Here is a 25,906-nt window from a genome sequence, read left to right on the forward strand (position 1 = left end):
ATATAATGATTTGCAAACATTTTGTTATCACAATAACGATCGTTCATTCTTATTCAAGAACGATCGTTATCAAAGAATAAATCTAATACGATGCAATGATAAAGAAGAGTACATATTGTAGTAATTTCAGAGAGCTTGTGGTCGGTGCAAACAAGTAATTACACAATATGGAATGGGCTTTTGAGCACCAAACCGAACCGAAAGAAGTAGGCTTTGGCGTAATCCAAACGTTAAATGGATTAAAGAGATTTCACAACTGTGAAATAATTAGGGTGGTACCGCGGTCCATTCGTCCCTATTGTCATAAGGGATGAATGGACTTTTTTTATTTAAAAAGCGGAGGCGGCTCGCTTAGAATGTGAGGGGGATGGAGCTCCTGACGTAGAGGCGCTCTTTGCCTCACAGGAAGGCGCGAAGCCACCGAACATTCTTGCCGCCGGAGCTGGATTCCATCAAAAAGCACAGGCGGCTCGCTTAGCCCTTCTCCACCCTGACAACCAATTCATAGTAGCCTGCTCTTCAATCATTCATTATTGAAAATTTAAGGAGGAATGATGTATGTCAGTTATTTTTTCTGGTATTCAACCAAGTGGAACCATTACGCTTGGAAACTATTTAGGAGCAATGAAACAATTTACAGAACTTCAAAATGAACATGACTGCTATTTCTGTATTGTAAACCAACATGCGATTACAGTCCCTCAAGATCCTGTACAACTTCGCAAAAATATTCGCAGTCTTGCGGCATTATATATTGCATGCGGCATTGATCCGGAAAAAGCAACTTTATTTGTCCAATCCGAAGTTCCAGCACATGCTCAATTAGGATGGATTATGCAATCCATCGCATCTGTTGGAGAATTAGAACGCATGACGCAATATAAAGATAAAGCAGCTGGCCGCGAATCTGTTCCAACTGCACTGCTTACGTATCCACCATTAATGGCAGCTGATATTTTACTTTACAACACTGAAATCGTACCAGTTGGTGACGATCAAAAACAACATATGGAACTAACACGTGATTTAGCAGAACGCTTTAATAAACGTTATCGCGAAGTCTTCACAATTCCTGAAATTCGCATTCCAAAAGTAGGTGCGCGCATTATGTCATTAACAGAACCTACGAAAAAAATGAGTAAATCGGATCCAAATCCAAAGGCAATGATCTGCATGCTTGATGAACCAAAAACAATTGAAAAGAAAATTAAAAGCGCCGTAACAGACTCTGACGGTATCGTAAAATTCGATAAAGAAAACAAACCTGGTATCTCAAACTTATTAACAATCTACTCTTCATTCTCTGGAAAAACAATTGAAAAACTAGAAGCACAATATGAAGGAAAAGGATATGGTGACTTCAAAGGCGACCTAGCACAAGTAGTCGCAGAAGCAATCCGACCAATCCAAGAAAAATATAACGAACTAATCAACTCTCCAGAACTAGACGAAATCCTAGACAAAGGTGCCGAAAAAGCAAACCGCGTCGCAATAAAACAACTGCGCAAAGTAGAAAACGCAATGGGACTAAGCAGAAAACGTAGGTAACATAAAAAGCGGAGGCGGCTCGCTTAGAATGTGAGGGGGATGGAGCTCCTGACGTAGAGGCGCTCTTTGCCTCGCAGGAAGGCGCGAAGCCACCGAACATTCTCGCCGCCGGAGCTGGATTCCATCAAAAAGCACAAGCGGCTCGCTTAAAATGTGAGGGGGATGGAGCTCCTGACGTAGAGGCGCTCTTTGCCTCGCAGGAAGGCGCGAAGCCACCGAACATTCTCGACGCCAGAGCTGGATTCCATCAAAAAGCACAGGCGGCTCGCTCAGCTCTGACTGGCTAAGGTTCTTTCGCATAGAAGGCGTTCTTTGCCTTCTTATGCGGAAGGTTCTTAGACACGAAGAGCTTGCTGCCGGAACTGGATTCTACAAAAAGCGCAGACAGCTCGCTCTGCTACTCTAAAATCAACTAAAAAAACCGCCCATTGCGGCGGTTTTTTAGTTTACTTTCTGCTCGTTCTCCATTTCCCATAACTTTTCAAAGAATGGTTGTCCTTTTACAAGGCGTTCACATAGCTGTTCATGCTTTTCTGACCAGCCGTTTTTCGCTTCTTCATAAAGCTGTTTCCAAACATCTTCAAATTCCATATGTTGAACTGCTCCATAAGCAGATGGATCCCACTCTGTGTACCAATAGCGAATTTCAGCTGGATTTTTCGTTGTATGTAATTGATCTAACGCCATAAATAATAATTGCTTTAACTGTCTTTCTTTACGGGTTAATCCGTTCATAATATGAGGTGATGGTGATAAAATATGATGTTCTTTTTCCGTTTCTTCCATTTGAAACTTGTACTTCTCTGCTTGTACATTCTCCACCATCTCATACACCATTTGCTCTTGACGAGGAATCAGTCTACTCTTTCGAATTGGTACATTGTATCCAATTGTATCTACAGCGATAATTCCTCTTCCATCTGTAACAACGAAGCAATACTCTTGTTGCAAACGTTCATGATTTTTACGAATATAAGCTTTATGATGTACGTCTTCCAATAATTGTTGTGGAAGTTCTAATAATTCGTTCTCGATGTAATGATATAATGTGGCATCTACTTTTAATAATGGCACTTGATCTAACAATTCAATCGTATCATCTTTCCGCCATTCGTAAAAATGACAAACGTTATACCCATTTTCTTCACCTTCAAACCAATTTACCCATACATCATGCAGATATAACATTTCTCTACCCCTCACTTCACTACTATTTGTACCAATCATTATGTTCATTTTCGGTAAAATTTATTCCATGTAAGGAAATATATTCTACTTATTATTTTAATGACGAAAAAGAACTTGGCATCGCCAAGTTCCCAAAGTGACTATTCAGCAAATGCATTCGCCTTTTTTAATATATGCTTGGCATCGATAGACATGAAAGAAAGCGTATTTTCTTTTGTTACTTCCACGCATTCTTTTACAATATGAAAACCTACCCCATACCCTAACATTTTCGGATACGGTCCGATTCCATTTAAAATAGCGTCATACTCCCTTGTCCCTCTCCTTATATCTCGTTTCTCTTTTATTACTTTCTTCCAATAATACAACGCTTCTTCTTTTGAAAAATATAACGTCCACGGGGCGCACGCCTGCTCTGTATGTCGTTCTATAACGGCTTGTTCTGCCAATCCTTCCATGACCATTGTATCTAATAACGTATACTCCTGTTCTCTTTTGACGATTTGATGCAGTCGGCATATGTGGTGATATTCATGAGTCAGCAACGCTTTTAATTCTTGAATCGAATTTCTCCCGCATACAAATAAAAAGATAACATGCCGCATTGTTAAACCAGCTTTTCCATTGTACTCCTCTTGTACGGTGCGATTATATGGATCTGATAGTAAAAGAAAGACCGGAACATCCGGACCTCCTAACCATTTTTTTAACGCTTCATATTCTGCGGACAATTTTGTCCAAATTTGTTTTTCTTCTAATTGCCGAATTTCATTTTCACCTTTTCGCACAGGACGATACATACCTTTTGAAATGAGAAATCGATATAGCTGCTCTTTTGGTAATGGAATATACTTTGTAAACTTCTCGCACAGCTTTTCTGGGCGTCCATAATATAATCTCATCCAATTAGCAGTTTGAATAACCCCCATCTTACCTACCTCCTTTTCTTATATATATGCAGAAAAAGAAGAGGGCACATTAAGGACAAAAATAAATAGAGGCCGCCCTACTTTGGACAGCCTCTTTCGTTCTCATTATTTATATGCCTTAAATACTAGCGCTGCGTTATGTCCGCCAAATCCTAATGAGTTACTTAATACGGCGCGGACTTCTTGATGTCTTGCTTCATTTGGTACGTAATCTAAATCACATTCTGGATCTGGTGTTTCATAGTTGATTGTTGGAGGAATGACTCCATCTGTAATGGACTTAATAGAGAAAATTGCCTCAACAGCACCAGCTGCTCCTAATAAGTGACCTGTCATTGATTTCGTGGAACTAATTGCTACTTTATATGCATGTTCACCAAATGCTTCTTTAATCGCCATTGTTTCATATTTTTCATTGGCATCTGTACTTGTACCATGCGCATTAATGTAGTCAATATCTTCTGGTTTAAGACCTGCATCAGCTAAGGCTTGACGCATTGCGCGCACGCCGCCTTCACCACCTGGCGCAGGTAGTGTAATATGGAATGCATCTCCTGTTGCACCATAACCAGCAACTTCTGCATAAATATGAGCACCGCGTGCTAATGCATGTTCTAATTCTTCAAGAATAAGAATACCTGCACCTTCTCCCATGACAAAACCGCTGCGATTTTTATCAAATGGACGACATGCAGTCGCTGGATCTTCATTAAATGTTAATGCTTTCGCTGAACTAAATCCTGCAAATGCCATATGCGTAAGAGGCGCTTCTGCCCCCCCTGCAATCATCGCATCAGCATCCCCGCGCTGAATGACTTTAAAAGCATCTCCAATTGAGTTTGCTCCTGATGCACAAGCTGTTACGGAGCAAGTGTTAATTCCTTTTGCACCTGTCGCAATCGATACTTGACCAGCTGCCATATCAGGAATCATCATCGGTACGAAGAACGGACTTACGCGGCGCGCGCCTTTTTCCATGAAGATTTTGAATTGTTCTTCGTATGTTTCCATACCCCCAATTCCAGAACCAATCCATACACCAATGCGCGGTGCATTTTCTTCTGTAATTTCTAATTTCGCATCAGCAACTGCCATTTTTGCTGCCGCTACCGCATATTGTGTAAATCGATCCATGCGACGCGCTTCTTTTTTCTCAATATATTTTTCGACTTCAAAGTCGTTAATTTCTGCTGCTACTTTTGCTGGAAATTGCTCTGGATCTAATCGTGTTAGTCGTCCGATTCCAGATACACCATTTTTAATATTTTCCCAAGCAGTTTCAACATCTGTTCCAACTGGCGTTACAGCTCCTAATCCAGTAATTACGACCCTCTTTTTTTCCATACAAAATACACTCCTTTTTTCTCTCAGTCCTTATTTACCCCAACGAAGAGCAACTGCCCCCCATGTTAATCCACCACCAAAGCCAACGAGTATGATAAGATCCCCATCTTGAATTCGTCCTTTTTCCAATTCTTCTACCATAGCAATTGGAATAGAAGAAGCAGATGTGTTTCCAAACTTTTCAATCGTCTTACTCATTTTTTCTTGTGGCAAATCTAATCTCTCTCTTGCAGATTCCATAATACGAATATTTGCTTGATGCGGAACTAAAAAGTCAACATCAGCTTTTGTGAGACCTGCTTTATCTAAAACATGGAGACAAGAATCACCAAGTTGGCGAACTGCGAATTTAAAGACCTCTCTGCCGTTCATCATAACATATTCGTCTTGATAAAGGTGCTTTCCACCTCTTCCATCTGCTCCTAATTCAAATGAAAGAATTCCTTTACCGTCTGAAACAGCTCCCATAACAACAGCTCCTGCTCCATCTCCGAATAAAACTGCTGTATTGCGATCTTTCCAGTCGACAATCTTCGATAATTTATCGCTGCCTACCACTAATATGTGTTTATAAGTACCTGTTTGAATAAATTGCTGAGCTGTAATCATCCCGTACATAAAGCCAGCGCATGCTGCACTTAAATCCATTGCAGCTGCATGTGTTGCACCAATTTGTTCCTGGACCATACATGCTACAGCAGGAAAAGAATGATCCGGTGTTACAGTTGCAACTAAAATCAAATCTATATCCTCACCAGTAATTCCCGCATCTTCTATTGCTTTTTTAGAGGCTTCAACAGCCATATATGATGTATCTATTGTATCATCGGCAATTCGTCTCTCCGATATTCCCGTTCTTGTACGAATCCATTCATCGGATGTGTCCATTATCTTCTCTAAATCATGATTTGTGACTACTTTTTCTGGCACATATCTTCCGATTCCTAAAATGCCTACATTCACATTGCAGCCCTCCGTTTTATATCAAATATTATGACGTGGTACTAATTCTAAAACATAAATGTTTATTTGTCTAGAATATATTTCGTCGGAACGTGAAACTTTACGCAAAGAAATCCCCTTCATTCCTTCCTTATATTTTCTCCATAAAAAAGAAGCCAACAATTGTCGGCTTTCCTTCCTAATAAACAAATTATTTTTCTGTCTTGCCTAGTTCATATGCTTCATTCATCACTTTCATTAACAATTCTAATACCGGCTGGGCTTTCTCCATATCAAGTGCCACTCCATGATCATCTAAAATTGCTTTTGCCTCTGGTAAATATTTCATTGCGATTTGTAAAAACTGCATATTTTTTTCATTCATATCATTTCATCCTTTCTCATCTCGCTATCTTTATTTACGAATTGTAAATATATAGCGCTTCAACCTTCATATAATCGCTTATATTTTTTTACGTGCGCAAATTGTTTGTTTAAACCGAATTCTAACGGGGTATGTTTTTCCATGCAAATGTTAGCAAATGTTTCTTGCTTTTCTTCCACACGCCCCTTCATTTTATCATTCGCATTTAAAAGATGCATTCCTTTTTCCCAAAGTTTTCTCTTCCCGCTAATTAAGTTATATACCCCTATATTCTCTATATCCGTTCCCTTTTCCAATAAATATTCACATACATCTTCTACATATAAAAGGTCACACCTATTTTCAGTAGAAGTTAACTCACATTCCTGTTCATTTATTTCCGATAGCATCAGTTGATGATAGATCATAAATGTTGGTTGCCACGGTCCATACAATGTAGGGACACGAAATATGCTGTAGGAAAGATCACCTTTTTTTACTTCTTCTTCAATCTTCATAAACATTCGCTTATTTTCCGATTCGTTCCGGTTTCCGACTTCAATAGATGAAACGACATTTAGCTTCACTTCATTTGCTTCACACATATGCGTAACACGTTTTAAATATTGTAAAATGACCTGTTCTTTTCGAAATCCCGCATTTTGGTTCGGTTCACATAAACAAAAATATGCCGCATCAAAGGGATTGTTCTCTATTTCATGCCATTCCCGATCATCTCTAATGTCGGAATAGGTAAATAAAGCATTCCGTCCAATTAACATTAACTTTTCTTCCTCTATTTTTGAGATATTCTCAAAATCTGCAAAGTCCATTCCGTACACTTCAATGTCTTCAGCGAGCATTTTATTCACAAGATGATATCCAACAAATGTAAGAGCACCTATAATGAGCACGCGATTCATGTCATCAATCCTTTCTTTCTCTTAAACAAATAGCTCCTTCTTTATGTATGTTGGAGCTTCATAATTCTTCCTCGTATTTTTTGAAAAAACGACATACTTGATGAATCGTTTTATATTTCACATCTTGTAAGTGAAACGATAAAGATGTGTCACATTTCTTATCCAATCGCTGTTTCTCGTATTCCCGAAACAGCTGCTTACGTTCCTTCTTTTCTTGTGTCGAGACAAACATTTTAACTGGCACGCAAGAAGGTAAATATCGGAATGATTTTTTATCAATTTTCGTCGCTAGCTCTACTTCCTTCACCTCATATGCTTGCAATAACTCTTTCACTAATCTTTTATAGAAAAATTTATGTTCTTTCTCAAATTCCACATATGCTGGTAAATCTAGACATGGACTTAACATAGCAACAGAACGTATGCATTCCGGATTACGATGCATCATCTCAAGAGCTACAAGCGCTCCCATTCCATCTGCCAATATATGAATTTTTTCATTTAAGGTCTCTTTCTTCATCACAACATGATATAATCGCTTTGCTAAACGAACAGCCTGATCATTTCCCCAATGTCTTCCGTATAGATTGGATGAAAAAACGGTATATCCTTTCTTTATAAGTCCATTTAAAAAATACGCTCTTCCTGTGTGCTGCATCCATAAACTTGTACCATTCTCAATAAAGTAGTTGTAATCGCCAAGAAGCATAATGCAAAATCCATTAGGTTTTTCTGGTAAGTAAATCACACATGGTTCTTCTTCCAAGTAGAAAAAACGTTCCGTAATACTCATTTGTCTCCCGCCTTATTTTCTAAACATAAAAAACTTCTCTTTATAATGTATGAATGGAATACGAATTTGCTTTGAAAATTCCACAAATATTTTTCTATATTCTTTTTTCAATTGTGTTACAATAAAGGCAGATTGAACGAATAGGGGTGTGAAAAGATGCGTGTAATTTGGGCCTTTATTTGGTCGTTCCTGCTTGTACATATGATGAGTTATGTAATTAGCTCTATGACTGGCGGTATATACGATTTTAAACAAGCGTCTATTTTCTCAGTTGTTCTTGCAATTCTTGTAATGGCAATTGCAGCTGCAATTCCAAACGAACCAGCAGAGCAACATTAAAAAATGTCCGGATCAATGTCCGGACATTTTTTATTTCACATGCACAACGAATTCATTATTTTCTACATCTACTACTACATGGCTATTATCTATTATTGTTCCTGCAATTAATTCTCTTGCAAGTTTCGTTTCAATTTGGCGCTGCACATATCTTTTTAACGGACGTGCACCATACATAGGGTCAAACCCAGATTCTACAATAAATTCTTTTGCGGATTCTGTTAATGCAACTGTAATATGACGCTCCACTAAACGTCCTTGTAATTCTTTTACAATCTTATCAACAATTCCTTTTATTTCATGAGTTGTAAGTGGTTTAAATAAAATAATTTCATCTACACGGTTTAAAAACTCAGGACGAAAATGTCCTCTAAGTTCCCCCATTACAAGGTCTCTTGCTTCCTCTTTTATAGCGCCATTCTCTTGTAATCCTTCTAATAAATATGCGGATCCAATATTTGATGTCATAATAATTACTGTATTTTTAAAGTCGACTGTTCGTCCTTGTGAATCGGTAATGCGACCATCATCTAACATTTGTAATAAAATATTAAACACTTCCGGATGTGCTTTTTCAATCTCATCCAATAAAATAACGGAATATGGTTTGCGACGAACCGCTTCTGTTAATTGTCCGCCTTCCTCATATCCTACATATCCTGGAGGCGCTCCAATTAAACGGGATACCGCATGTTTTTCCATATACTCAGACATATCTATCCGGATCATTTGTTCTTCGCTATCAAATAACGACTGTGCTAATGTTTTCGCAAGTTCAGTTTTCCCAACCCCTGTCGGTCCTAAGAAAATGAAAGAACCAATCGGGCGATTCGGGTCTTTAATTCCTGCTCTCGCACGAAGAACTGCATCTGCTACAAGACTTACTGCTTCTTCTTGACCAATTACACGCTCTGATAAAATTTGCTCTAATCGCAGTAACTTTTCACGTTCTCCTTCTACTAATTTCGCTACTGGAATTCCTGTCCAGCGCGAAACAATATTTGCGATTTCTTCTTCACTTACTTCTTCACGAAGCAAACGGTTCTCGTTTTCATGATGTGTTCCGGCTTCTTCTGCTACTTTTAATTCTTTTTCTACCTCTGGAATTTTACCGTGACGAAGTTCAGCCGCTTTATTTAAATCATAGTTTCCTTCTGCTTCTTCCAGTTCACGGCGCAAACGCTCTAATTTCTCGCGCAAGTTGCGTACTTTATGAATTTCTTCTTTTTCTTTTTCCCACTGCGCACGCATGCCACTTGCCACTTCTTTTAAATCAGATAACTCGTGCTGTAATGTTTTCAACCTTTCTTGACTACCGCGATCCGTTTCTTTTCCAAGCGCCGCTTCTTCAATTTCTAACTGCATAATGCGGCGCGTTACTTCATCTAATTCTGTTGGCATAGAATCAATTTCTGTCCGAATGGTAGCGCATGCCTCATCAACAAGATCAATTGCTTTATCCGGTAAAAAACGATCAGAGATATAGCGATCAGATAATACAGAAGCTGCTACAAGCGCACGGTCATGGATATTTACACCATGATAAATTTCAAAACGCTCTTTGAGACCACGTAAAATAGAAATCGTATCTTCCACCGTTGGCTCTTCCGCTAATACTTGTTGAAAACGACGTTCTAACGCCGGATCTTTTTCAATATATTTTCGGTACTCATCTAAAGTTGTCGCACCGATACAATGAAGCTCACCGCGCGCAAGCATCGGTTTCAACATATTCCCAGCATCCATTGCTCCTTCTGTTTTCCCAGCTCCTACAATTGTATGCAGTTCATCAATGAATAACAGAATACGTCCTTCACTCTTTTTAATTTCATTTAATACAGCTTGTAAACGTTCTTCAAACTCCCCGCGGAATTTTGCTCCAGCTACAAGGGCGCTCATATCTAACGCAAAGATGGTGCGATCTTTTAATCCTTCCGGTACATCTTTTTTTACAATTCGCTGCGCTAATCCTTCCACAATGGCTGTTTTCCCCACACCAGGTTCACCAATTAACACAGGGTTATTTTTTGTTTTACGCGAAAGAATGCGAATGACGCGGCGAATCTCACTATCGCGTCCAATTACAGGGTCAATTTTTCCTTGTTTCACTTCTGCGACCAAATCACGGCCATATTTCTCTAACGCTTCATATGTTACTTCTGGATTTTGACTTGTCACTCTTTGATTCCCCCGAACTGCCATTAAAAACTGTAGTAATGTATCCTTTGTAATACGGAAATTAGAAAATAGACGATTTACATCCCCTGTTTCTTCACAAAAAGCTAATAATACATGTTCTACTGAAATGTATTCATCTTGCAGTTTTTTCGCTTCCGCTTCTGCCTTAACGAGCAATTGTTGCAAAGCGCCTGTAATATACAGTTTCCCAGCTTCTATCCCACTTCCTGTTACAGATGGCTTTTTCTGAATAAGCGTTTCCACTTCTTTCGTTAATTGTTCTATATTCACATTCATTTTTTGAAAAATACGTACCGCTAATCCATCCTGCTGCTTTAGCAACGCAAGCAATAGATGAACAGTATCTACTTCTTGGTGATGATGAGATACCGCTAAAGATTGGGCACTCATAATCGCTTCTTGTGTTTTTGTCGTCATTTGATTTAAGTCCATCTTTACAGTTCCTCCACATTTTTTGACATTTTTTGACCTTTGTTGACTATTTGACTTTCTTTGACCTTTTGTAATTTATTATACTCTTATCTCCTTTTTTATACAATCAATTTGATTGCATATTTCAGAAGTTACATAAAAAACCGCAGCAATAAGCTGCGGGTCTCTTTACGGTTTTCTTTTATATGTCCACTGGCGGTTATGGTTTGAATTTTCCGGGAATCTTTCACCAGCTGTTAATTTTACCATTTGAGGATTTTTTACCATACTGCCAGTTTCACCAATCTCGACGTAGAGCCCATTGTTTGGAGCTTTTTGCCCAGCACGAAATCTATGACTTTGTCCCATCTTCATTCTCCTTCCATGAATCTTTACAACATTAGTATATCCATTTTCCAAAAAGCCTTTCTGTTATGTTTAGGAAACAAATCATATTTTTAGATCCTACACATATGTATTTATTTAATAAAGAAGGAAAATAAAGCAAGTATGTTGAAAAAAAAGAAACTGATCTATACGAGATCAGTTTCAAAGGAGAGTCAAACATATACGAGAAGATTACGTTTTCATTATAGTCTGTATAGCCCAGTTCATGTAACCCTTTTCACAAATTGTACAAAATGAAAGAAATATTATTTGAACTTTCTAAAAACATATTGACTTTTCTTATTTTAAGCTATAAACAGTGGACATTCTAGCACTTCACGACGTAAGATGGATATATAGTGAAACTTTCATCTATGGAGGTCTCCCTTTTCCAACCTCTTATTTCTGCATAAAACAAATGGAAATACAGATCGAAATAAAAAATTTTATAAGAGGTGAAAAATATGAAAAAACAGCATTTAATTGCATTAGATTTAGATGGTACTCTATTAACAGATGATAAAGTGATTTCAGCGCGAACAAAACAAACGCTCGAAAAAGCGAAAGAACAAGGACATATCGTTGTCATTTCAACAGGTCGTCCATTTCGCGCTAGTCAAACATATTATCAAGAACTTGGTCTAAACACACCGATTGTAAATTTTAACGGTGCATATGTACATCACCCACTTGACGCAAATTGGGGGACACATCATTCACCTCTCGAACTTTCAACTGCACAAGAAATTGTACGAGCTTGCTTCGATTTTGGTGTAAAAAATATTTATGCTGAAGTGATGGATGATGTATATGTTCGAGAAATTGATGAGGATAAAAAACATATTTTTGAATTTGGTTCTCCAAATATTTTCACAGGAGATTTATTAAATATTCTACAAGACCATCCAACATGCTTATTAATCGATACCCTTGATGAGCAAGCAAATAAAATTCGTCAGCACTTAACAGATATGCATGCTGAAGTCATTGATCACCGCAAGTGGGGCGCTCCTTGGCCGATTATTGAAATCGTAAAAAGCGGTCTGAATAAAGCGATTGGATTGCAAAAGATTTCAAGCCATTATAACATTCCACAAGAGCGCATTATCGCTTTTGGTGATGAAGATAACGACTTCGAAATGATTGAGTATGCAGGTCACGGTATCGCTATGGGAAATGCGATTCCTGAATTAAAGTCGCTTGCAAACTACACAACATTAACGAATGAGGAAGACGGCATTGCCCTTTATTTAGAAGAGGCTCTTGGATTGTAATCTAAAAATTCCCTACTTATAGTTTACCTTAAATCGCTCATACTATAAGTAGACGCAAGTCGCGTCAATTGTTTTCAGCTAACAAAAGGGGGAATTACGAATGGGTAAAAAGAACAAATCAAAACGTTTTATCCAGCAAGGTCGAGATGCTGTTATGAAGCATGATGCAAGATTCCCGTACCGCGGTACATTAGCTGATGCAGAAAAAGAACGAAACAACTCTTCTCTTGGAGGGGTTTAAATGGGGAACTTACTATTTCAGCAAGCACGAGACGCTGTTTCGAAAGCCATTTCTTGTTCAAGTGGTACTGAGCAGCAAGAACTCGTATACCGAGCAAAAAACGCTTTGCAGTCCGCTTATACTCATTCAAGTACAGCTGAAAAAATACAGCTTCGTGAAATGCAAGAGCAATTGCAAAGTATTACAAATGCATATTAAAAAAGAGGACCGAAATGGTCCTCTTTAATCTTTTCTAAATAAGCCAAATACCCCAACTGTTTGCACAATATTTGTAAATGCCCCTGGATCGACTTGTTTAATAATTCTTTCTAACTCGTATAACTCATAACGTGTAATCACAATCATTAACATTTCTTTATTTTCATTCGTATATGCCCCTGTCGCCGGTACGGTCGTAATGCCTCGCACTAAACGTGCTTGAATTGCTTTTCGTACATCAGTGCCATTTTTCGTCACGATAAAGGCTGTAATTTTCACATGGCGTGTATGAATCGCATCAATAATGCGCGATGATACATATAAAGTGACTAATGTATAAAGTGCTTTCTCCCAGCCATATACATATCCCGCGGCCAGAATAATAATGGCATTAAAGAAAAAGAAGTATGTTCCGACAGGCTTATCTTTTACCTTCGATATAATCATTGCAATAATATCTAAACCACCTGTAGATGCTCCCCACTTTAATGCAATCCCTACTCCAATCGCTGAAATAAGCCCACCAAAAATTGCATTTAAAATAATATCATGTGAAACAGCTCGCACTGGAATAATTTCTAAAAATAACGTCATAAAGACAACACATAAAAAACTAAATAAAGTAAATGCTTTTCCAACCTTTTTCCATGCTAATATAACAACCGGAATATTAAACAGTGCGAAAAGCACACCTGTTGATACATGGATCGATGCAAAATCATTTAATATTTGAGAAAGTAATTGAGACAGACCTGCAAAACCACTTGCATATACCTTTGCCGGTGTTAAAAATAAATTCATTCCAATGGCATTTAATAAGCCTGCAATGATTACAATAATTAACTTTTTCATCAATTCTACATAATTGAGTTTCAAATCCATCTGTCATTCACCTCGGTCAAGAGTTCCTCACTATCAGTATACATAGTCTTTACGAAAACGGAAATGATAAACATATAACTGTTTAGAAATGGAGTTGATACATATGCCACATACAAGTGATAATGATAAAAAAGCACGTGATAATAATGCAAAACGCGCTCTAAAAAATGAACAAGAGCAAAAAAATATTCAGCAAGGAAAACGCGCATACTCGAAAAAAACTGATCACCTTTAATAGTCTTAGTACATCAACTAAACCGTTGATGTACTTTTACGTTTTGCTAAAAAACATCTCAAATTCACTTCGTTTTCACTTCTCTATTCTACAATAACAATAACATTTTCTGATGAGGTGCTAATATGAAGAGAAAAACATTACTCATTGCAACTTTAGCGATCGGAACATTCACATTATCTGCTTGTGGTGCACAAGGCAGTTCAGATGCCATTGCGACATCGAAATTTTCAACCATTACAAAAGGTGATTTTGAGAAGCAATTAAAAAGTCGCTACGGAAAAGATGTACTATACGAAATGATGGCACAAGATATCATGACAAAAAAATATAAAGTATCTAATGAAGCGGTCAATAAAGAATTCAAAAAGGCAAAAGAGCAGTTCGGTGATCAATTTAAAGCAGTATTAGAAAGTAATCGGTTGAAAGATGAAGATGACTTTAAAAATCAAATTCGCTTTAAATTAGCAATGGAACAGGCGATTAAAGAAAGCATCACCGAAAAAGATATAAAAGCGAATTATAAACCTGAAATTAAAGCAAGCCATATTTTAGTAAATAATGAAGAAAAAGCAAACGAGATTAAGAAAAAACTTGATGAAGGTGCTTCTTTTGAAGAATTAGCAAAACAAGAATCGGAAGATCCAGGTTCCAAAGAGAAAGGCGGCGACCTTGGTTACTTCGGTCCAGGGAAAATGGCACCTGAATTTGAAGAAGCAGCTTATAAATTGAAGGTCGGAGAAATTAGTAAACCGATTAAATCATCATATGGGTACCACATTATTAAATTAACTGACAAAAAAGAGTTAAAACCATACAATGAAGTAAAAGATTCCATTCGTAAAAATCTCGAAAAAGAACGAATAGCAGATCAAGCTATCCATCAAAAAATATTATTAAATGAATTCAAAAAAGCTGATATTAACGTAAAAGATAGCGATTTAAAAGATACATTCTCCAGTTTATTAAAGCAACAACAATAAATAGGAATATAGATGAGCAAAGTGCTCGGTATATGAAATTATATCGGCGCAAGTAACACTTTTATCGGCGGTTGAGCACGATATATCGGCGCAAAATAAAATATATCGGCGATTCGACAAGGAATATCGATTTCCCGACAAATTATGACAAGGTTTCTTTTCAAAAACGAACAAGCAAAGTGCTTGTTCGTTTTCTTATTTTTTAAAGTATGTCCAGCCTTCTTCTTGATACACTTTTCCTTCTTTCATTAATTTACCAAGTGCACGCTTAAACGCTGCTTTACTCATATTGAATCGTTCTTTAATGTCTTCTGGATAACTCTTATCCCAAAATGGCATGGCGCCCCCGCGACTTTCCATATATTCATAAATAACCGTAGCATCATCTTCTATCCCCTCTTCTTTACGAGGCAGAAGTGAAATATTAATTGTACCATCCTCTTTCACGTCAATAATACGACCTGTTACACGCTGGCCAATACGAACTTGCTCTTTTCGTTCTGTATGATGTAAAAAAGCCCGGAAATGTTCATCTGTTAATACAAATGATCCAACTTGAAGTGAGCGATACACACGCCCATTTACATTTTTATTACGCATAGATGGAGTTGCTTCCACTACAATTTCTTGCATGTCTGCATCTCTTGCTGGTAACGCAATTAAGCGGCCACGCTTCGTTAATTTTAGCGTACAATATAATTCATCTCCTACTTCAGGCCAAACTGGTGTATAAATAGGAAACTCATCCGCTGGTACTAAAATATCTTTCGAAACACCGATATCAACGAATACTCCTAAGCGCTCTTTCACTTCAACAACTTTTACCCAATTCCAATCACTTGTTGTAATAAGTGGAGTCTTCATTGTTGCAGCAATACGCTCTTGGTGATCAAGATAGAAAAACACATCAATTGTGTCACCTTCTTCAATATCCCCTGCAACTTCATTTTTATGTAGGAACACTTCTTCTTCATCGTGCCCGACCATATATCCGATTTCCGTTTGACGTAAAACCGTTACCTGTTCGATCGATCCTGGTTTAAAATACATACTTTTTAATTCCCTTCTATATATAAAGTTATATTTTTATCATTCCAAACAAAAGTACATTATAACACGATTTTTCCTTTATTTGTCCAACTGCCCAAAATTAACTATAATAGGAAGTGGAATTTAATTTGGAGGTGCTCCTATGGCAAAAGAGAGTTCTTTTGATATCGTTTCAAAAATAGAATTACCTGAAGTAACAAACGCTATTAACATCGCGTTAAAAGAAATTCAAAATCGATATGACTTTAAAGGAAGCAAAAGTGACATTAAATTAGAAAAAGAAGAACTTGTTTTAATTTCTGATGACGAATTTAAATTAGAACAAGTAAAAGACGTTCTTATTTCAAAACTTATTAAACGTAACGTACCCATTAAAAACTTAAACTACGGAAAAGTAGAAAATGCTGCTGGCAACACAGTACGTCAACGTGCAACCTTACAACAAGGTATCGATAAAGATAATGCGAAAAAAATTAACAGCATTATTAAAGATTTAAAACTAAAAGTAAAAACACAAGTACAAGATGATCAAGTACGTGTCACTGGTAAAAGCCGTGATGACTTACAAGCAGTAATCGCAGCAATTCGCAGCGCTGATTTACCAATTGATGTACAATTCATTAACTATCGTTAATAAGAAAACATCCTCCGCATGCGGAGGATGTTTTCTTATTCATACCTGTTTCCCACGCTTTTTGACTGCGATTAAAAACACGATAAATGCAAGATTTACAAGTACAATCATAGATACAAATACCCAATTGATACTTGTTTGTTCACCAGCTTTATATATATTTGCTTCTTCCCGCTTCAATACAAGATAATACTTCCCACCTTCTTCCCTTATGATTTCATCTTCTAACAGCCCTCTTAATTGTCGCTTTTCTCCTACTATATTTGCCGGCAACGCAACTTTTTTTGTTACTTTCGTATTATTTAAAGCAGTAATAGTAACTTCATCTTTATATGTTCTTTTTAGTATACTCATTCCCTCTTCATCATGTAATAGTTCAAAGGTGCCGCGGCGTAAAGACGGCAGTTCTTTCCTTAATTCTCCTAGTTTTGTTATATATCGCAAAAACTTTTCATCCGTTTTAAAGTCCATTAACCGCCGATTATCTGGAACGTCTCCGCCATCTAGCGCGATTTCGGTACCATAATAGACAATTGGTAGCCCTGGAGATGTATATAAATAAGCAAGTGCTAACTTTAAACGAGCTGGCGGATAATAGCCATTTTCTTTTACAAGACGCACAAACCTTTTCGTATTTTGATGATCAATATATGTATTCATAACTTGCTCCGCCTCTATTAAACTTGCATGATATAATGGCTGAATGGAGCGATCTGTTTTTGAAAATGCATTCGTTATTGCTTTATAGTAATCGTTATGTGCACTTTCCTTTTCATCTGTTAGAACTACAAAATCTTTTTTTATATCTTTTAGTTGTTTCTTCATGTCATGTAACGAATCATTGGACAACTTTTCACTATGTATGAAATAACTTCCATCTATATTTACTTCTTGCATCCACCATTTTACTACATCTACCATTTGTCGCGAATCTTCTTCTCCAGCGATAAATTGAAATATCACTTTCATCTCCTTTTTATGAGCTTCCTGCACAAGCTTCCTTACATCTTGCAATGAACCAAAATGTTCATTTACCTGTCGCAGATTCCCCACACCTGTTCCATCATATTTTTTACTTTCCGAAAGAGGTGAAAGCATAATTGCAGTAAATCCCATATCTTTTATGTAATCAAGCCTCTTTATAATTCCTGAGATATCCCCGCCTTGATAATCCTCTAAATTCTCCGTATTCAGACCGCTATCGTTTTTCGCATCTCCATTATTAAAGCGGTCAATCATAATGGAATATACCACTTCATCTTGCCATTCTCTTTTTTCTTTTGCCAAACTTTGTTGTATAGGCATGATGAGACAAATTGTTATACAAATCAAAGTGCATGTACCTCGCCATATTCTTTTCACACAAATCCCCCAACCTTATCTTAATTGTAAGAATAGTATATCAATTTTCTTCCAAAAACGCATATCACATCTTGCACAGTTCCTCTTACACGAGAGATTTTTTATTTTTACCATATATAGAGACCGCGGATTTTTTAATCACAATGGACAAGCACACTTACTTTCTCTCTTTTATTTCATAAAGTGGTAGTAACAAATAAAAAGGAGGGGTAGAAATATGGGATACTATTATAAGAAACGCGACGATAAATGCGATCATCATTACGACTTGGAATGTAAATGTTATAAAAAATACTACGATAAATATGAAGATCATTACGAAGACAAATGCAAAGATAGATACTACGACAAACATGATAAGTACTATGACAAATATGAAGATAAATACGATCATCTCTACTATGATAAGCACCATGACTACTATTACTACAAATGTCATTGTCATAAGAAACGCAAAAAGTAACAAAAAGACGACTGAGGCATTTATCCCTCAGTCGTCTTTTTTCTAAATGTAACCATTACTTTATATTAGAGAATATAAACTACTTATTTTGTAAGATTTCCTACATATGCTGAGATATCAACATTTAAAGCTTTTGCCAAACGCATTCCATATTCACGATCGGCACGGAAGAAGTTACAAATTGCAAGTAATTTTGTCTGTTCATGCACATCTTTTAAATCATTTGCTAAGTTTGCGATTAAGTTATCTTGTTCTTCTTTTGTAAATGAACGGTAACGTTCACCAGCTTGCTCGAAGTCGTTTGGTTTTTCAATTTTTTCACGAGATACATAACCTTCAAGTTTCATAGTTGAGTCACGGTAATTAGGATCTTCAACTGGATTTTCCGCATGGCGACTTGGTTCATAGTTAATCGTTGATGGATTTTGATTCACTTGCATTGCACCATCACGCTGTTGGTTACGAACTGCTGCATATGGGCAATTGATTGGAATTTGTAAGTAGTTCGTACCAAGGCGATAACGTTGTGTATCTGGATAAGAGAATAATCGTCCTTGTAACATTTTATCTTCAGAAGGCTCAATACCAGGTACGGTTGCACTTGGAGAGAACGCTGCTTGCTCTACTTCAGCAAAGAAGTTTTGTGGATTGCGATTTAATGTCATTGTTCCTACTTCGATTAGAGGGAAGCGATCTTCCGGCCATACTTTTGTTGTATCTAATGGATCAAAGCTTAAAGAATCCATCTCATCAATTTGCATCACTTGTACGTAAAGATCCCATTTTGGATAATTTCCGCTTTCAATCGCATCAAATAAATCACGAGTTGCATGATTGAAATCTTTTCCTTGTACTTCTACAACTTCCTTCGCATTTAAGTTACGTACACCTTGCTGTGGTTTCCAATGATATTTAATATATACAATTTTGCCATCTGCATTAATCCATTTAAATGCATGCACCCCGAAACCTTCCATTTGACGATAGTTTGCAGGTGTTCCGTAATCAGAGAATACCCATGTCATCATATGAGTGGACTCTGGAGATAATGTCATAAAGTCCCAGTAGCGATCTGGTGATTGAATATTTGTATCAGGTGCTGGTTTTAAAGCATGAATCATATCAGGGAATTTAATCGCATCACGAATAAAGAAAACAGGTATATGGTTCCCTACAAGATCATAGTTTCCTTCTTCTGTGTAAAATTTAACAGCGAAACCGCGTGGGTCACGTGCTGTTTCTGGAGAACCTTGGCCGTGAATAACTGTTGAGAAACGAACGAATACAGGCGTTTCTGTTCCTTCTTTTTGTAAAAATGCTGCTTTTGTATATTCTTTCATACTATGCTTCGTTACAAATACACCGTGAGCACCTGCACCACGCGCATGGACAACACGCTCTGGAATACGTTCACGATCAAAATGAGCAAGTTTTTCTATTAAATGATAGTCCTCTAATACGACCGGACCACGACGACCTGCTGTACGAGAATTTTGGTTATCTCCAACTGGAGCACCTTGGTTTGTTGTTAAGCGATTATTTAAATTCATCAAGAGAGCCTCCTCTTTATTACTAACAATTATTATTTATTTAAAATTATTATAATTTAATTATTATTCAAAATTAACTTATTGTCAATCATTTTGTTTACCTTTTTAGAAACAATTTCAGTTAAACAATCAATAAATACATCTTGCGTGTTTGGCATAGCTGGTCTAAAGTATGCAACACGTAATTCATCCGTCACAACTTTACATTCATAATCATTGTCATATAAAACCTCTAAATGCTCTGCCACAAAACCTACTGGACAATATATAAAAGATTCATAACCATTCTGTTTATACAAATCTCTCGTTAAATCTTGCACATCTGGTCCAATCCACGGCTCCCCTGTATTCCCCGCACTTTGCCAGCCAATTGTATAATGTGGAATGCCAGCTTCTGCTGCAATTAAATCTGCAGTATGCTGGAGCTGTTCTACGTAAGGATCACCAGCAGCAATAATTTTTTCTGGTAAACTATGCGCTGAAAAAATGACAACCGCTTTTTCTTTATGTTTAATTTTCCTAAATGTTTCTTTTATTTGATTTGCCCAGTATGCAATAAATTTCGGCTCGTCATACCACTGTTCAATCGGTTCAATGACAGGACCTCCTATTTCTCTTGAAGCATGAATTGCACGGTCATTATATGCTTGAATACTAAATGTTGAATAATGGGGCGCTAATACGATACTAATTGCCTTTTCGATCCCCTCACGCTTCATATCTGCTACTGCATCTTCAATAAAAGGAGCAACGTGCTTCAATCCTAAGTAACAAACAAATTCATAATCTGTAAATTTTTCATTCAATGAAGCAGTTAACTGACGAGCTTGTTCCTTTGTAATTTTTGCAAGTGGTGAAATACCACCAATTGCTTTATAGCGCATAATTAAATCTTCAAGCGCTTCCGCAGATGGTTTACAACCATGTCGAATATGCGTGTAATACGCTTCTACATCCTCCAACGATTCCGGTGTTCCATATGCCATTACAAGTAAACCTATTTTCTTTTTCATTATTTGTTTACACCTCAATTTTATAAATGAGAATCTTTTTCAAGAACATCTGTTTCTAAGTGTATCAATCAATAATAAATATGTCAAAATAATAATTCTAAATAAATTTTACTTATAATATGATTATGGATTTTATTTGATATTTTCTCCTGCATTAACGCCCCGATTGGTGAAAATAAAAATGGCTCACAACACGCGTGAGCCATTTTTTCCTATTCTTTAATATTTACTCCGTATTCTTTAAACCAAATATGAATCTGTGCTACATGTGCCAAAAGTTGTGGTCCGGTCATTAATTGTCCGAACCACGGTGTTTGAAACGCACTCCCCCCTGATTCAATTAATTCTTGTAATTTTTTTCTATCAAATAATTCATGTAAAATCGATCCCTTATCCTCTAATAACTCTTGTAACCATCTTGTTACTAATTTCGTATAATGAGGATTATGCGTCTTTGGGTATGGGCTTTTCTTTCTATATAAAATATCATCGGGTAATATACCTTCTAACGCTTTTCGCAGTAGACCTTTTTCGCGATTTTTATACATTTTCATTTCCCAAGGAATATTCCATGCATATTCGACAAGGCGATGATCTGCAAATGGTACGCGCACTTCTAAGCTTGCTCCCATACTCATGCGATCTTTCCTGTCTAATAATGTTGTCATAAACCAAATCATATTGAAATAGAATAATTGTCGTCGTTTCGCTTCCACTGTGCTTTCACCTTCTAAAACTGGTACTTCTTGTACCGACTCCTCATAACGTTGCTGCACATACTCTTGCAGCCTTAATTTTCGGCGCCATTCCTCCTTTAAAAGTTGCTCCCGCGCCCTCGTTGATCTCATCCACGGAAATGCACTAGATTGTAAATCATCTTCCCTATAAAACCATGGATAACCACCAAATATCTCATCTGCACACTCCCCCGATAAACCCACGACAAACTTTTGTTTTATTTCTCGGCAAAACCATAACAAAGATGAATCAATATCTGCCATACCTGGTAAATCACGAACAAGTACAGCCTCTGTTAAATATTCTGCTAACCTTTCATTAGAAATGACGCAGCGGTGATGGATCGTACGGAACGTTTCCGTCATGAGGTCAATGAATGGTGCATCCGAATTTGGCTGAAAAGCGTTTGCTTGAAAATATTTTTCATTATCTTCATAATCGATAGAATATGTGTGTAACTGTCCCTTTCCGGAGCGCTCATATTCTTTTGCGGCAATTGCCGTTATTGCACTTGAATCGACTCCGCCCGACAAAAATGTGCATAGCGGTACATCTGAAACCAATTGTCTCGTAATTGCATCTTGTAATAAAAACCTTGTTTTCTCGACCGTTTCTTCAAATGAATCTTCATGCCTCTTACTTTCTACATTCCAATATCTCCATACACATAAACCATCTTTTGAAAATGTAAGTGCGTGGCCTGGCCGCAATTCTTGAATACCAGCGTATACACCATGTCCAGGAGTTCTAGATGGGCCAAGTCCAAATATTTCTGCCAAACCTTCTATCGTTACTTCCGCCTTGACATCAGGATGCACCAATATAACTTTCAGTTCTGAACCGAACAGTAATCTTCCGCTATCGTATTTATAAAATAATGGTTTTACCCCTAAACGATCTCTTGCGATAAAAATATGCTCTTTTTTCTCGTCCCATACTGCAAAAGCATATATACCGTTTAGATGATTAACACACTCTTCTTTCCATTCTATATAAGAAGCTAATAGCACCTCAGTATCGGAATGTCCTTTAAATGTGTAACCTCTTCGCAATAACTCTTTTCGAATATCTTCTGTATTATATAGCTCGCCATTGTAACAAATTGTATAGTTGGATTCTTCCTTTAGACAAGTCATCGGCTGTTTTCCGCCTTCTGGATCTACTACAATTAATCGTTTATGTCCAAAAGCAACATGTTTATCAATCCAAATATTCGTATCATCTGGCCCGCGTTTTGCAAGCGTTTCCGTCATCTTCATAACGGTCTCTTTTTCTCCTTCTAACGCCCGCTTATAGTCAATCCATCCAGTAATCCCGCACATATAAATCATCCTTCCTATCCTATATCCGTATAACTTTACTCCGTTCAAAAGCTGAATAGAACCAAAAAGGAAAAATGAAGATATGACATGTAAAAGCCTAATTGGTTCTCATGATGAAGCATTTATTACTTAAAGTGTGTGTTTATTCTATGCCCAATATAAATTAGGTGTTCCATACTTATAAAGCGTTCCTGAACTGTCCATAACAGAAATAACAAGTTTTATAAAAGGAGACATAACAAATGAAACAACGTAAACATATTTTGTATAATCAACCGCGCGCTCATACAATCGGGAACGTGGAGTATATAAACGATGAATGGATTTTTTTTGATGATGAGAATGATGAAGCTTTTTTATTAGAAGATATCATTGAAGATGGATTTGAAGTTTTATATAACAACAATTGGTTGCCAGCTCGCTTTTACGAAAAAAATATATTGCAAATTGCCGATGAACATCACCCTTTGCAAAATGGTGAAATGATACGAATTCGAAAAAAATTGCTCTTCAGTTACAACGAATGGATAGAAGAACTATCTGACTCTGCATTCTCTCTATTCATCGATACTTTGCAAACAATTCATTATTCTTTATACGATTGTATCTATTGTCATAACTTCTTATCATTGCAGCCGAAAGAGCAACCATGTGAAGGCGTCAATATTCTTTTATTTGATAACGAAGACATGATATGTGCTCTTCACCATCATTATGTCCGCTATTCCTCATGTGCTAAAGATATATTTCAATTTACAAAGGCAAATGGGGAAGTATTGCATATAGATGCACAATAAACAAGATATAATAAAAAACCATCTTATGCTTCCGTACGGAAAATAAGATGGTTTTGTTTTACGCAAATGGTGCAAATCCCATTGGCAATCGTAATCCAATGTATAGTACAACAACAAACGCAATAATAAATTGCACCCAAAACGCTCCTGCTTGTTTTTGTTTACTTGTTTTCACAAGAATCATTTCCATTGCAGCAATAACCCAAATGCCTACTAGCATTTTAATGCCGTACCACATGTGCATGTTGCCTGTAGCTGTTTTCATAATGCTTTGATACAACAGAAAGCCCGTTACAATAATGATCATATACATAAGACGCAATCCCATATGTACACCTTTTCCTTTTCTCCCTGCCGTATACATAGAATACGCCACAAAGAATAAAAGAAGTCCTAATATCCATGCTGTAATATGCAAATGTGTTGTCACAATCCCCAACCTCCTCTTTGTCACACTTATTCACTTTATATGATAACATGTCTATTTCTTTTTTAGGAAATGTTTCGCTTTTTCACATTTAAATGATATAATATTTAGAGTATTTACAAACTTCTTGTAATAACAAAAGGGGGAACAATCATGATTGAAACAAAGGATATTATTGAACTTACAGACACATACGGAGCTAACAACTACCACCCACTTCCAATCGTAATCGCAAAAGCTGAAGGTGTCTGGGTAGAAGATCCTGAAGGTAATCGTTATATGGACCTACTTAGTGCATATTCTGCAGTAAACCAAGGACATCGTCATCCAAAGATTATCAATGCTTTAATTGAACAGGCAAATCGCGTTACACTTACTTCACGTGCTTTCCATAGCGACCAATTAGGCCCTTGGTATGAAAAAGTAGCACAACTTACTCATAAAGATATGATTCTTCCAATGAATACAGGCGCGGAAGCTGTTGAAACTGCAATCAAAACAGCACGCCGCTGGGCATATGATGTGAAAAAAGTAGAAGAAAATAAGGCTGAAATTATCGTTTGTGAAGACAACTTCCACGGACGTACAATGGGCGCAGTTTCTATGTCGTCCAACGATGAATATAAACGCGGATTTGGCCCAATGCTTCCTGGTATTATCGTAATCCCTTACGGCGATTTAGAAGCATTAAAAGCGGCTATTACACCGAATACAGCAGCATTTATTTTAGAACCAATTCAAGGTGAAGCTGGCATCAACATTCCACCAGCTAGATTCTTAAAAGAAGCATATGATGTATGTAAGAAAGAGAATGTTCTATTTGTTGCAGATGAAATTCAAACAGGACTAGGCCGTACTGGTAAGCTATTTGCATGTGATTGGGACGAGGTCATCCCTGATATGTATATCCTTGGTAAAGCACTAGGCGGCGGCGTATTCCCAATTTCTTGTGTTGCAGCAAACCGCGATATTCTAGGCGTATTTGAACCAGGTTCTCACGGTTCTACATTCGGCGGTAATCCACTTGCATGTGCCGTTTCGATTGCCGCTCTCGATGTATTACAAGATGAAAGATTAACAGAGCGCTCTCTTCAACTAGGAGAAAAATTAATCGGCCAATTAAAAGAAATTAAGAATCCTATGATTAAAGAAGTTCGTGGTAAAGGATTATTTATTGGAATCGAATTAAATACGCCTGCTCGTCCATATTGCGAGAAATTAAAAGAAGAAGGCTTACTATGTAAAGAAACTCATGAGAATGTCATTCGCATCGCACCACCTCTTGTTATTTCTGAAGACGATTTAGAGTGGGCGTTCCAAAAAATTAAAGCTGTATTATCTTAATATAAATTAGGCGATCCTCTTTTTTC

At 37.1% G+C, this 25,906-nt stretch carries 26 protein-coding genes and 1 other annotated feature; of the genes, 10 read left to right on the forward strand and 16 right to left on the reverse strand.

What is annotated here, in order from left to right; genetic code table 11:
• The first annotated feature begins 86 nt into the window (after window positions 1–86).
• Window positions 87–300: a binding site (T-box leader), on the forward strand.
• A gap of 258 nt (window positions 301–558) precedes the next feature.
• A complete protein-coding gene (gene trpS, locus MR056_RS05430; protein ID WP_087097970.1) occupies window positions 559–1,548 on the forward strand; it encodes a tryptophan--tRNA ligase in 990 nt (329 codons plus the stop codon).
• 441 nt (window positions 1,549–1,989) lie between these two features.
• On the opposite strand, the gene MR056_RS05435 is transcribed toward trpS, so the two are convergent.
• From MR056_RS05435 to MR056_RS05465, 7 genes are all read right to left on the reverse strand, one after another.
• Window positions 1,990–2,736, reverse strand: coding sequence for a YjbA family protein (locus MR056_RS05435; protein WP_011983982.1), 747 nt, complete (start codon window positions 2,734–2,736; stop codon window positions 1,990–1,992).
• 140 nt (window positions 2,737–2,876) lie between these two features.
• Complete coding sequence (locus MR056_RS05440) at window positions 2,877–3,665, reverse strand: DUF2268 domain-containing putative Zn-dependent protease (protein WP_011983981.1); 789 nt, start codon at window positions 3,663–3,665, stop codon at window positions 2,877–2,879.
• A gap of 105 nt (window positions 3,666–3,770) precedes the next feature.
• Window positions 3,771–5,009, reverse strand: coding sequence for a beta-ketoacyl-ACP synthase II (gene fabF, locus MR056_RS05445; protein WP_011983980.1), 1,239 nt, complete (start codon window positions 5,007–5,009; stop codon window positions 3,771–3,773).
• 30 nt (window positions 5,010–5,039) lie between these two features.
• The gene (locus MR056_RS05450; protein ID WP_011983979.1) at window positions 5,040–5,972 is read right to left on the reverse strand and encodes a beta-ketoacyl-ACP synthase III; all 933 of its coding nucleotides are present in this window, start codon (window positions 5,970–5,972) and stop codon (window positions 5,040–5,042) included.
• A 190-nt stretch (window positions 5,973–6,162) separates the two neighbouring features.
• Entirely contained in the window at window positions 6,163–6,336 is a 174-nt protein-coding gene (locus MR056_RS05455; RefSeq protein WP_011983978.1) for a ComZ family protein, read from the reverse strand.
• Window positions 6,337–6,395: 59 nt separating this feature from the next.
• Entirely contained in the window at window positions 6,396–7,238 is an 843-nt protein-coding gene (locus MR056_RS05460; protein ID WP_011983977.1) for an NAD-dependent epimerase/dehydratase family protein, read from the reverse strand.
• Window positions 7,239–7,296: 58 nt separating this feature from the next.
• Window positions 7,297–8,031 carry an alpha/beta fold hydrolase gene (locus MR056_RS05465; RefSeq protein ID WP_011983976.1) on the reverse strand — a complete coding sequence of 245 codons (735 nt, stop codon included), beginning with the start codon at window positions 8,029–8,031 and terminating at the stop codon, window positions 7,297–7,299.
• Window positions 8,032–8,187: 156 nt separating this feature from the next.
• Between MR056_RS05465 and MR056_RS05470 the strand changes: the two genes are divergently transcribed.
• Window positions 8,188–8,370, forward strand: coding sequence for a YjzD family protein (locus MR056_RS05470; RefSeq protein WP_011983975.1), 183 nt, complete (start codon window positions 8,188–8,190; stop codon window positions 8,368–8,370).
• A gap of 30 nt (window positions 8,371–8,400) precedes the next feature.
• On the opposite strand, the gene clpB is transcribed toward MR056_RS05470, so the two are convergent.
• Together clpB and MR056_RS05480 are read right to left on the reverse strand one after the other, a co-directional pair.
• Window positions 8,401–11,001 (reverse strand): ATP-dependent chaperone ClpB, encoded by a 2,601-nt coding sequence (gene clpB, locus MR056_RS05475; RefSeq protein WP_087097969.1) that lies wholly within the window; start codon window positions 10,999–11,001, stop codon window positions 8,401–8,403.
• 168 nt (window positions 11,002–11,169) lie between these two features.
• Window positions 11,170–11,349 carry a YjzC family protein gene (locus MR056_RS05480; RefSeq protein WP_041809524.1) on the reverse strand — a complete coding sequence of 60 codons (180 nt, stop codon included), beginning with the start codon at window positions 11,347–11,349 and terminating at the stop codon, window positions 11,170–11,172.
• Between the two features lie 482 nt (window positions 11,350–11,831).
• On the opposite strand from MR056_RS05480, the gene MR056_RS05485 reads away from it, so the two are divergent.
• From MR056_RS05485 to MR056_RS05495, 3 genes are all read left to right on the forward strand, one after another.
• Window positions 11,832–12,641, forward strand: coding sequence for a Cof-type HAD-IIB family hydrolase (locus tag MR056_RS05485; RefSeq protein WP_011983972.1), 810 nt, complete (start codon window positions 11,832–11,834; stop codon window positions 12,639–12,641).
• A 100-nt stretch (window positions 12,642–12,741) separates the two neighbouring features.
• Window positions 12,742–12,882 carry a hypothetical protein gene (locus tag MR056_RS05490; RefSeq protein WP_011983971.1) on the forward strand — a complete coding sequence of 47 codons (141 nt, stop codon included), beginning with the start codon at window positions 12,742–12,744 and terminating at the stop codon, window positions 12,880–12,882.
• Window positions 12,883–13,080: a DUF3813 domain-containing protein gene (locus MR056_RS05495; RefSeq protein WP_011983970.1), complete on the forward strand. Its 198-nt coding sequence runs from the start codon at window positions 12,883–12,885 to the stop codon at window positions 13,078–13,080.
• 24 nt (window positions 13,081–13,104) lie between these two features.
• Here MR056_RS05495 and MR056_RS05500 read toward each other — a convergent pair whose 3' ends face one another.
• The gene (locus MR056_RS05500; protein ID WP_087094607.1) at window positions 13,105–13,962 is read right to left on the reverse strand and encodes a YitT family protein; all 858 of its coding nucleotides are present in this window, start codon (window positions 13,960–13,962) and stop codon (window positions 13,105–13,107) included.
• Window positions 13,963–14,065: 103 nt separating this feature from the next.
• Here MR056_RS05500 and MR056_RS05505 point away from each other — a divergent pair, with 103 nt between their 5' ends.
• Both MR056_RS05505 and prsA read left to right on the forward strand, forming a co-directional pair.
• Window positions 14,066–14,197, forward strand: a complete 132-nt coding sequence (locus tag MR056_RS05505; protein ID WP_011983968.1) for a DUF3941 domain-containing protein — start codon at window positions 14,066–14,068, stop codon at window positions 14,195–14,197.
• 125 nt (window positions 14,198–14,322) lie between these two features.
• A complete protein-coding gene (prsA, locus tag MR056_RS05510) occupies window positions 14,323–15,180 on the forward strand; it encodes a peptidylprolyl isomerase PrsA (RefSeq protein WP_011983967.1) in 858 nt (285 codons plus the stop codon).
• 195 nt (window positions 15,181–15,375) lie between these two features.
• On the opposite strand, the gene MR056_RS05515 is transcribed toward prsA, so the two are convergent.
• Window positions 15,376–16,230: a CvfB family protein gene (locus MR056_RS05515; RefSeq protein WP_011983966.1), complete on the reverse strand. Its 855-nt coding sequence runs from the start codon at window positions 16,228–16,230 to the stop codon at window positions 15,376–15,378.
• A gap of 142 nt (window positions 16,231–16,372) precedes the next feature.
• Between MR056_RS05515 and MR056_RS05520 the strand changes: the two genes are divergently transcribed.
• Entirely contained in the window at window positions 16,373–16,864 is a 492-nt protein-coding gene (locus tag MR056_RS05520; protein ID WP_011983965.1) for a YajQ family cyclic di-GMP-binding protein, read from the forward strand.
• A gap of 39 nt (window positions 16,865–16,903) precedes the next feature.
• Here the strand turns inward: MR056_RS05520 and MR056_RS05525 are convergent, their stop codons facing one another.
• The 4 genes from MR056_RS05525 to asnB form a co-directional block, all read right to left on the reverse strand.
• Window positions 16,904–18,226 carry an alpha-amylase family glycosyl hydrolase gene (locus tag MR056_RS05525; RefSeq protein ID WP_087097966.1) on the reverse strand — a complete coding sequence of 441 codons (1,323 nt, stop codon included), beginning with the start codon at window positions 18,224–18,226 and terminating at the stop codon, window positions 16,904–16,906.
• 546 nt (window positions 18,227–18,772) lie between these two features.
• Window positions 18,773–20,239 carry a catalase gene (locus MR056_RS05530; RefSeq protein WP_011983963.1) on the reverse strand — a complete coding sequence of 489 codons (1,467 nt, stop codon included), beginning with the start codon at window positions 20,237–20,239 and terminating at the stop codon, window positions 18,773–18,775.
• 56 nt (window positions 20,240–20,295) lie between these two features.
• Window positions 20,296–21,255 carry a ferrochelatase gene (gene hemH / locus MR056_RS05535; protein WP_087094673.1) on the reverse strand — a complete coding sequence of 320 codons (960 nt, stop codon included), beginning with the start codon at window positions 21,253–21,255 and terminating at the stop codon, window positions 20,296–20,298.
• 209 nt (window positions 21,256–21,464) lie between these two features.
• The gene (gene asnB / locus MR056_RS05540) at window positions 21,465–23,312 is read right to left on the reverse strand and encodes an asparagine synthase (glutamine-hydrolyzing) (RefSeq protein ID WP_087094605.1); all 1,848 of its coding nucleotides are present in this window, start codon (window positions 23,310–23,312) and stop codon (window positions 21,465–21,467) included.
• Between the two features lie 242 nt (window positions 23,313–23,554).
• Here asnB and MR056_RS05545 point away from each other — a divergent pair, with 242 nt between their 5' ends.
• A complete protein-coding gene (locus MR056_RS05545; protein WP_011983960.1) occupies window positions 23,555–24,109 on the forward strand; it encodes a DUF2777 domain-containing protein in 555 nt (184 codons plus the stop codon).
• Window positions 24,110–24,167: 58 nt separating this feature from the next.
• Here the strand turns inward: MR056_RS05545 and MR056_RS05550 are convergent, their stop codons facing one another.
• Window positions 24,168–24,473 carry a YisL family protein gene (locus MR056_RS05550; protein WP_235436381.1) on the reverse strand — a complete coding sequence of 102 codons (306 nt, stop codon included), beginning with the start codon at window positions 24,471–24,473 and terminating at the stop codon, window positions 24,168–24,170.
• 216 nt (window positions 24,474–24,689) lie between these two features.
• On the opposite strand from MR056_RS05550, the gene MR056_RS05555 reads away from it, so the two are divergent.
• Window positions 24,690–25,880: an ornithine--oxo-acid transaminase gene (locus MR056_RS05555; protein ID WP_011983958.1), complete on the forward strand. Its 1,191-nt coding sequence runs from the start codon at window positions 24,690–24,692 to the stop codon at window positions 25,878–25,880.
• Window positions 25,881–25,906 lie beyond the last annotated feature (26 nt).

It is taken from the genome of Bacillus cereus group sp. BfR-BA-01360, assembly GCF_022663595.1.
GTDB classification, from domain to species: Bacteria; Bacillota; Bacilli; order Bacillales; family Bacillaceae_G; genus Bacillus_A; species Bacillus_A cytotoxicus.

Coding starts and splice junctions, on each gene's coding strand:
- MR056_RS05485 (WP_011983972.1), top strand. CDS start 11,832: ATGAAAAAACAGCATTTAATTGCATTAGATTTAGATGGTACTCTATTA.
- MR056_RS05460 (WP_011983977.1), bottom strand. CDS start 7,238: ATGAATCGCGTGCTCATTATAGGTGCTCTTACATTTGTTGGATATCAT.
- trpS (WP_087097970.1), top strand. CDS start 559: ATGTCAGTTATTTTTTCTGGTATTCAACCAAGTGGAACCATTACGCTT.
- MR056_RS05435 (WP_011983982.1), bottom strand. CDS start 2,736: ATGTTATATCTGCATGATGTATGGGTAAATTGGTTTGAAGGTGAAGAA.
- fabF (WP_011983980.1), bottom strand. CDS start 5,009: ATGGAAAAAAAGAGGGTCGTAATTACTGGATTAGGAGCTGTAACGCCA.
- MR056_RS05490 (WP_011983971.1), top strand. CDS start 12,742: ATGGGTAAAAAGAACAAATCAAAACGTTTTATCCAGCAAGGTCGAGAT.
- prsA (WP_011983967.1), top strand. CDS start 14,323: ATGAAGAGAAAAACATTACTCATTGCAACTTTAGCGATCGGAACATTC.
- MR056_RS05520 (WP_011983965.1), top strand. CDS start 16,373: ATGGCAAAAGAGAGTTCTTTTGATATCGTTTCAAAAATAGAATTACCT.
- MR056_RS05555 (WP_011983958.1), top strand. CDS start 24,690: ATGATTGAAACAAAGGATATTATTGAACTTACAGACACATACGGAGCT.
- MR056_RS05545 (WP_011983960.1), top strand. CDS start 23,555: ATGAAACAACGTAAACATATTTTGTATAATCAACCGCGCGCTCATACA.
- MR056_RS05500 (WP_087094607.1), bottom strand. CDS start 13,962: ATGGATTTGAAACTCAATTATGTAGAATTGATGAAAAAGTTAATTATT.
- asnB (WP_087094605.1), bottom strand. CDS start 23,312: ATGTGCGGGATTACTGGATGGATTGACTATAAGCGGGCGTTAGAAGGA.
- MR056_RS05465 (WP_011983976.1), bottom strand. CDS start 8,031: ATGAGTATTACGGAACGTTTTTTCTACTTGGAAGAAGAACCATGTGTG.
- MR056_RS05505 (WP_011983968.1), top strand. CDS start 14,066: ATGCCACATACAAGTGATAATGATAAAAAAGCACGTGATAATAATGCA.
- MR056_RS05470 (WP_011983975.1), top strand. CDS start 8,188: ATGCGTGTAATTTGGGCCTTTATTTGGTCGTTCCTGCTTGTACATATG.
- MR056_RS05455 (WP_011983978.1), bottom strand. CDS start 6,336: ATGAATGAAAAAAATATGCAGTTTTTACAAATCGCAATGAAATATTTA.
- MR056_RS05480 (WP_041809524.1), bottom strand. CDS start 11,349: ATGGGACAAAGTCATAGATTTCGTGCTGGGCAAAAAGCTCCAAACAAT.
- MR056_RS05530 (WP_011983963.1), bottom strand. CDS start 20,239: ATGAATTTAAATAATCGCTTAACAACAAACCAAGGTGCTCCAGTTGGA.
- MR056_RS05440 (WP_011983981.1), bottom strand. CDS start 3,665: ATGGGGGTTATTCAAACTGCTAATTGGATGAGATTATATTATGGACGC.
- MR056_RS05495 (WP_011983970.1), top strand. CDS start 12,883: ATGGGGAACTTACTATTTCAGCAAGCACGAGACGCTGTTTCGAAAGCC.
- clpB (WP_087097969.1), bottom strand. CDS start 11,001: ATGGACTTAAATCAAATGACGACAAAAACACAAGAAGCGATTATGAGT.
- MR056_RS05550 (WP_235436381.1), bottom strand. CDS start 24,473: ATGTATACGGCAGGGAGAAAAGGAAAAGGTGTACATATGGGATTGCGT.
- MR056_RS05515 (WP_011983966.1), bottom strand. CDS start 16,230: ATGTATTTTAAACCAGGATCGATCGAACAGGTAACGGTTTTACGTCAA.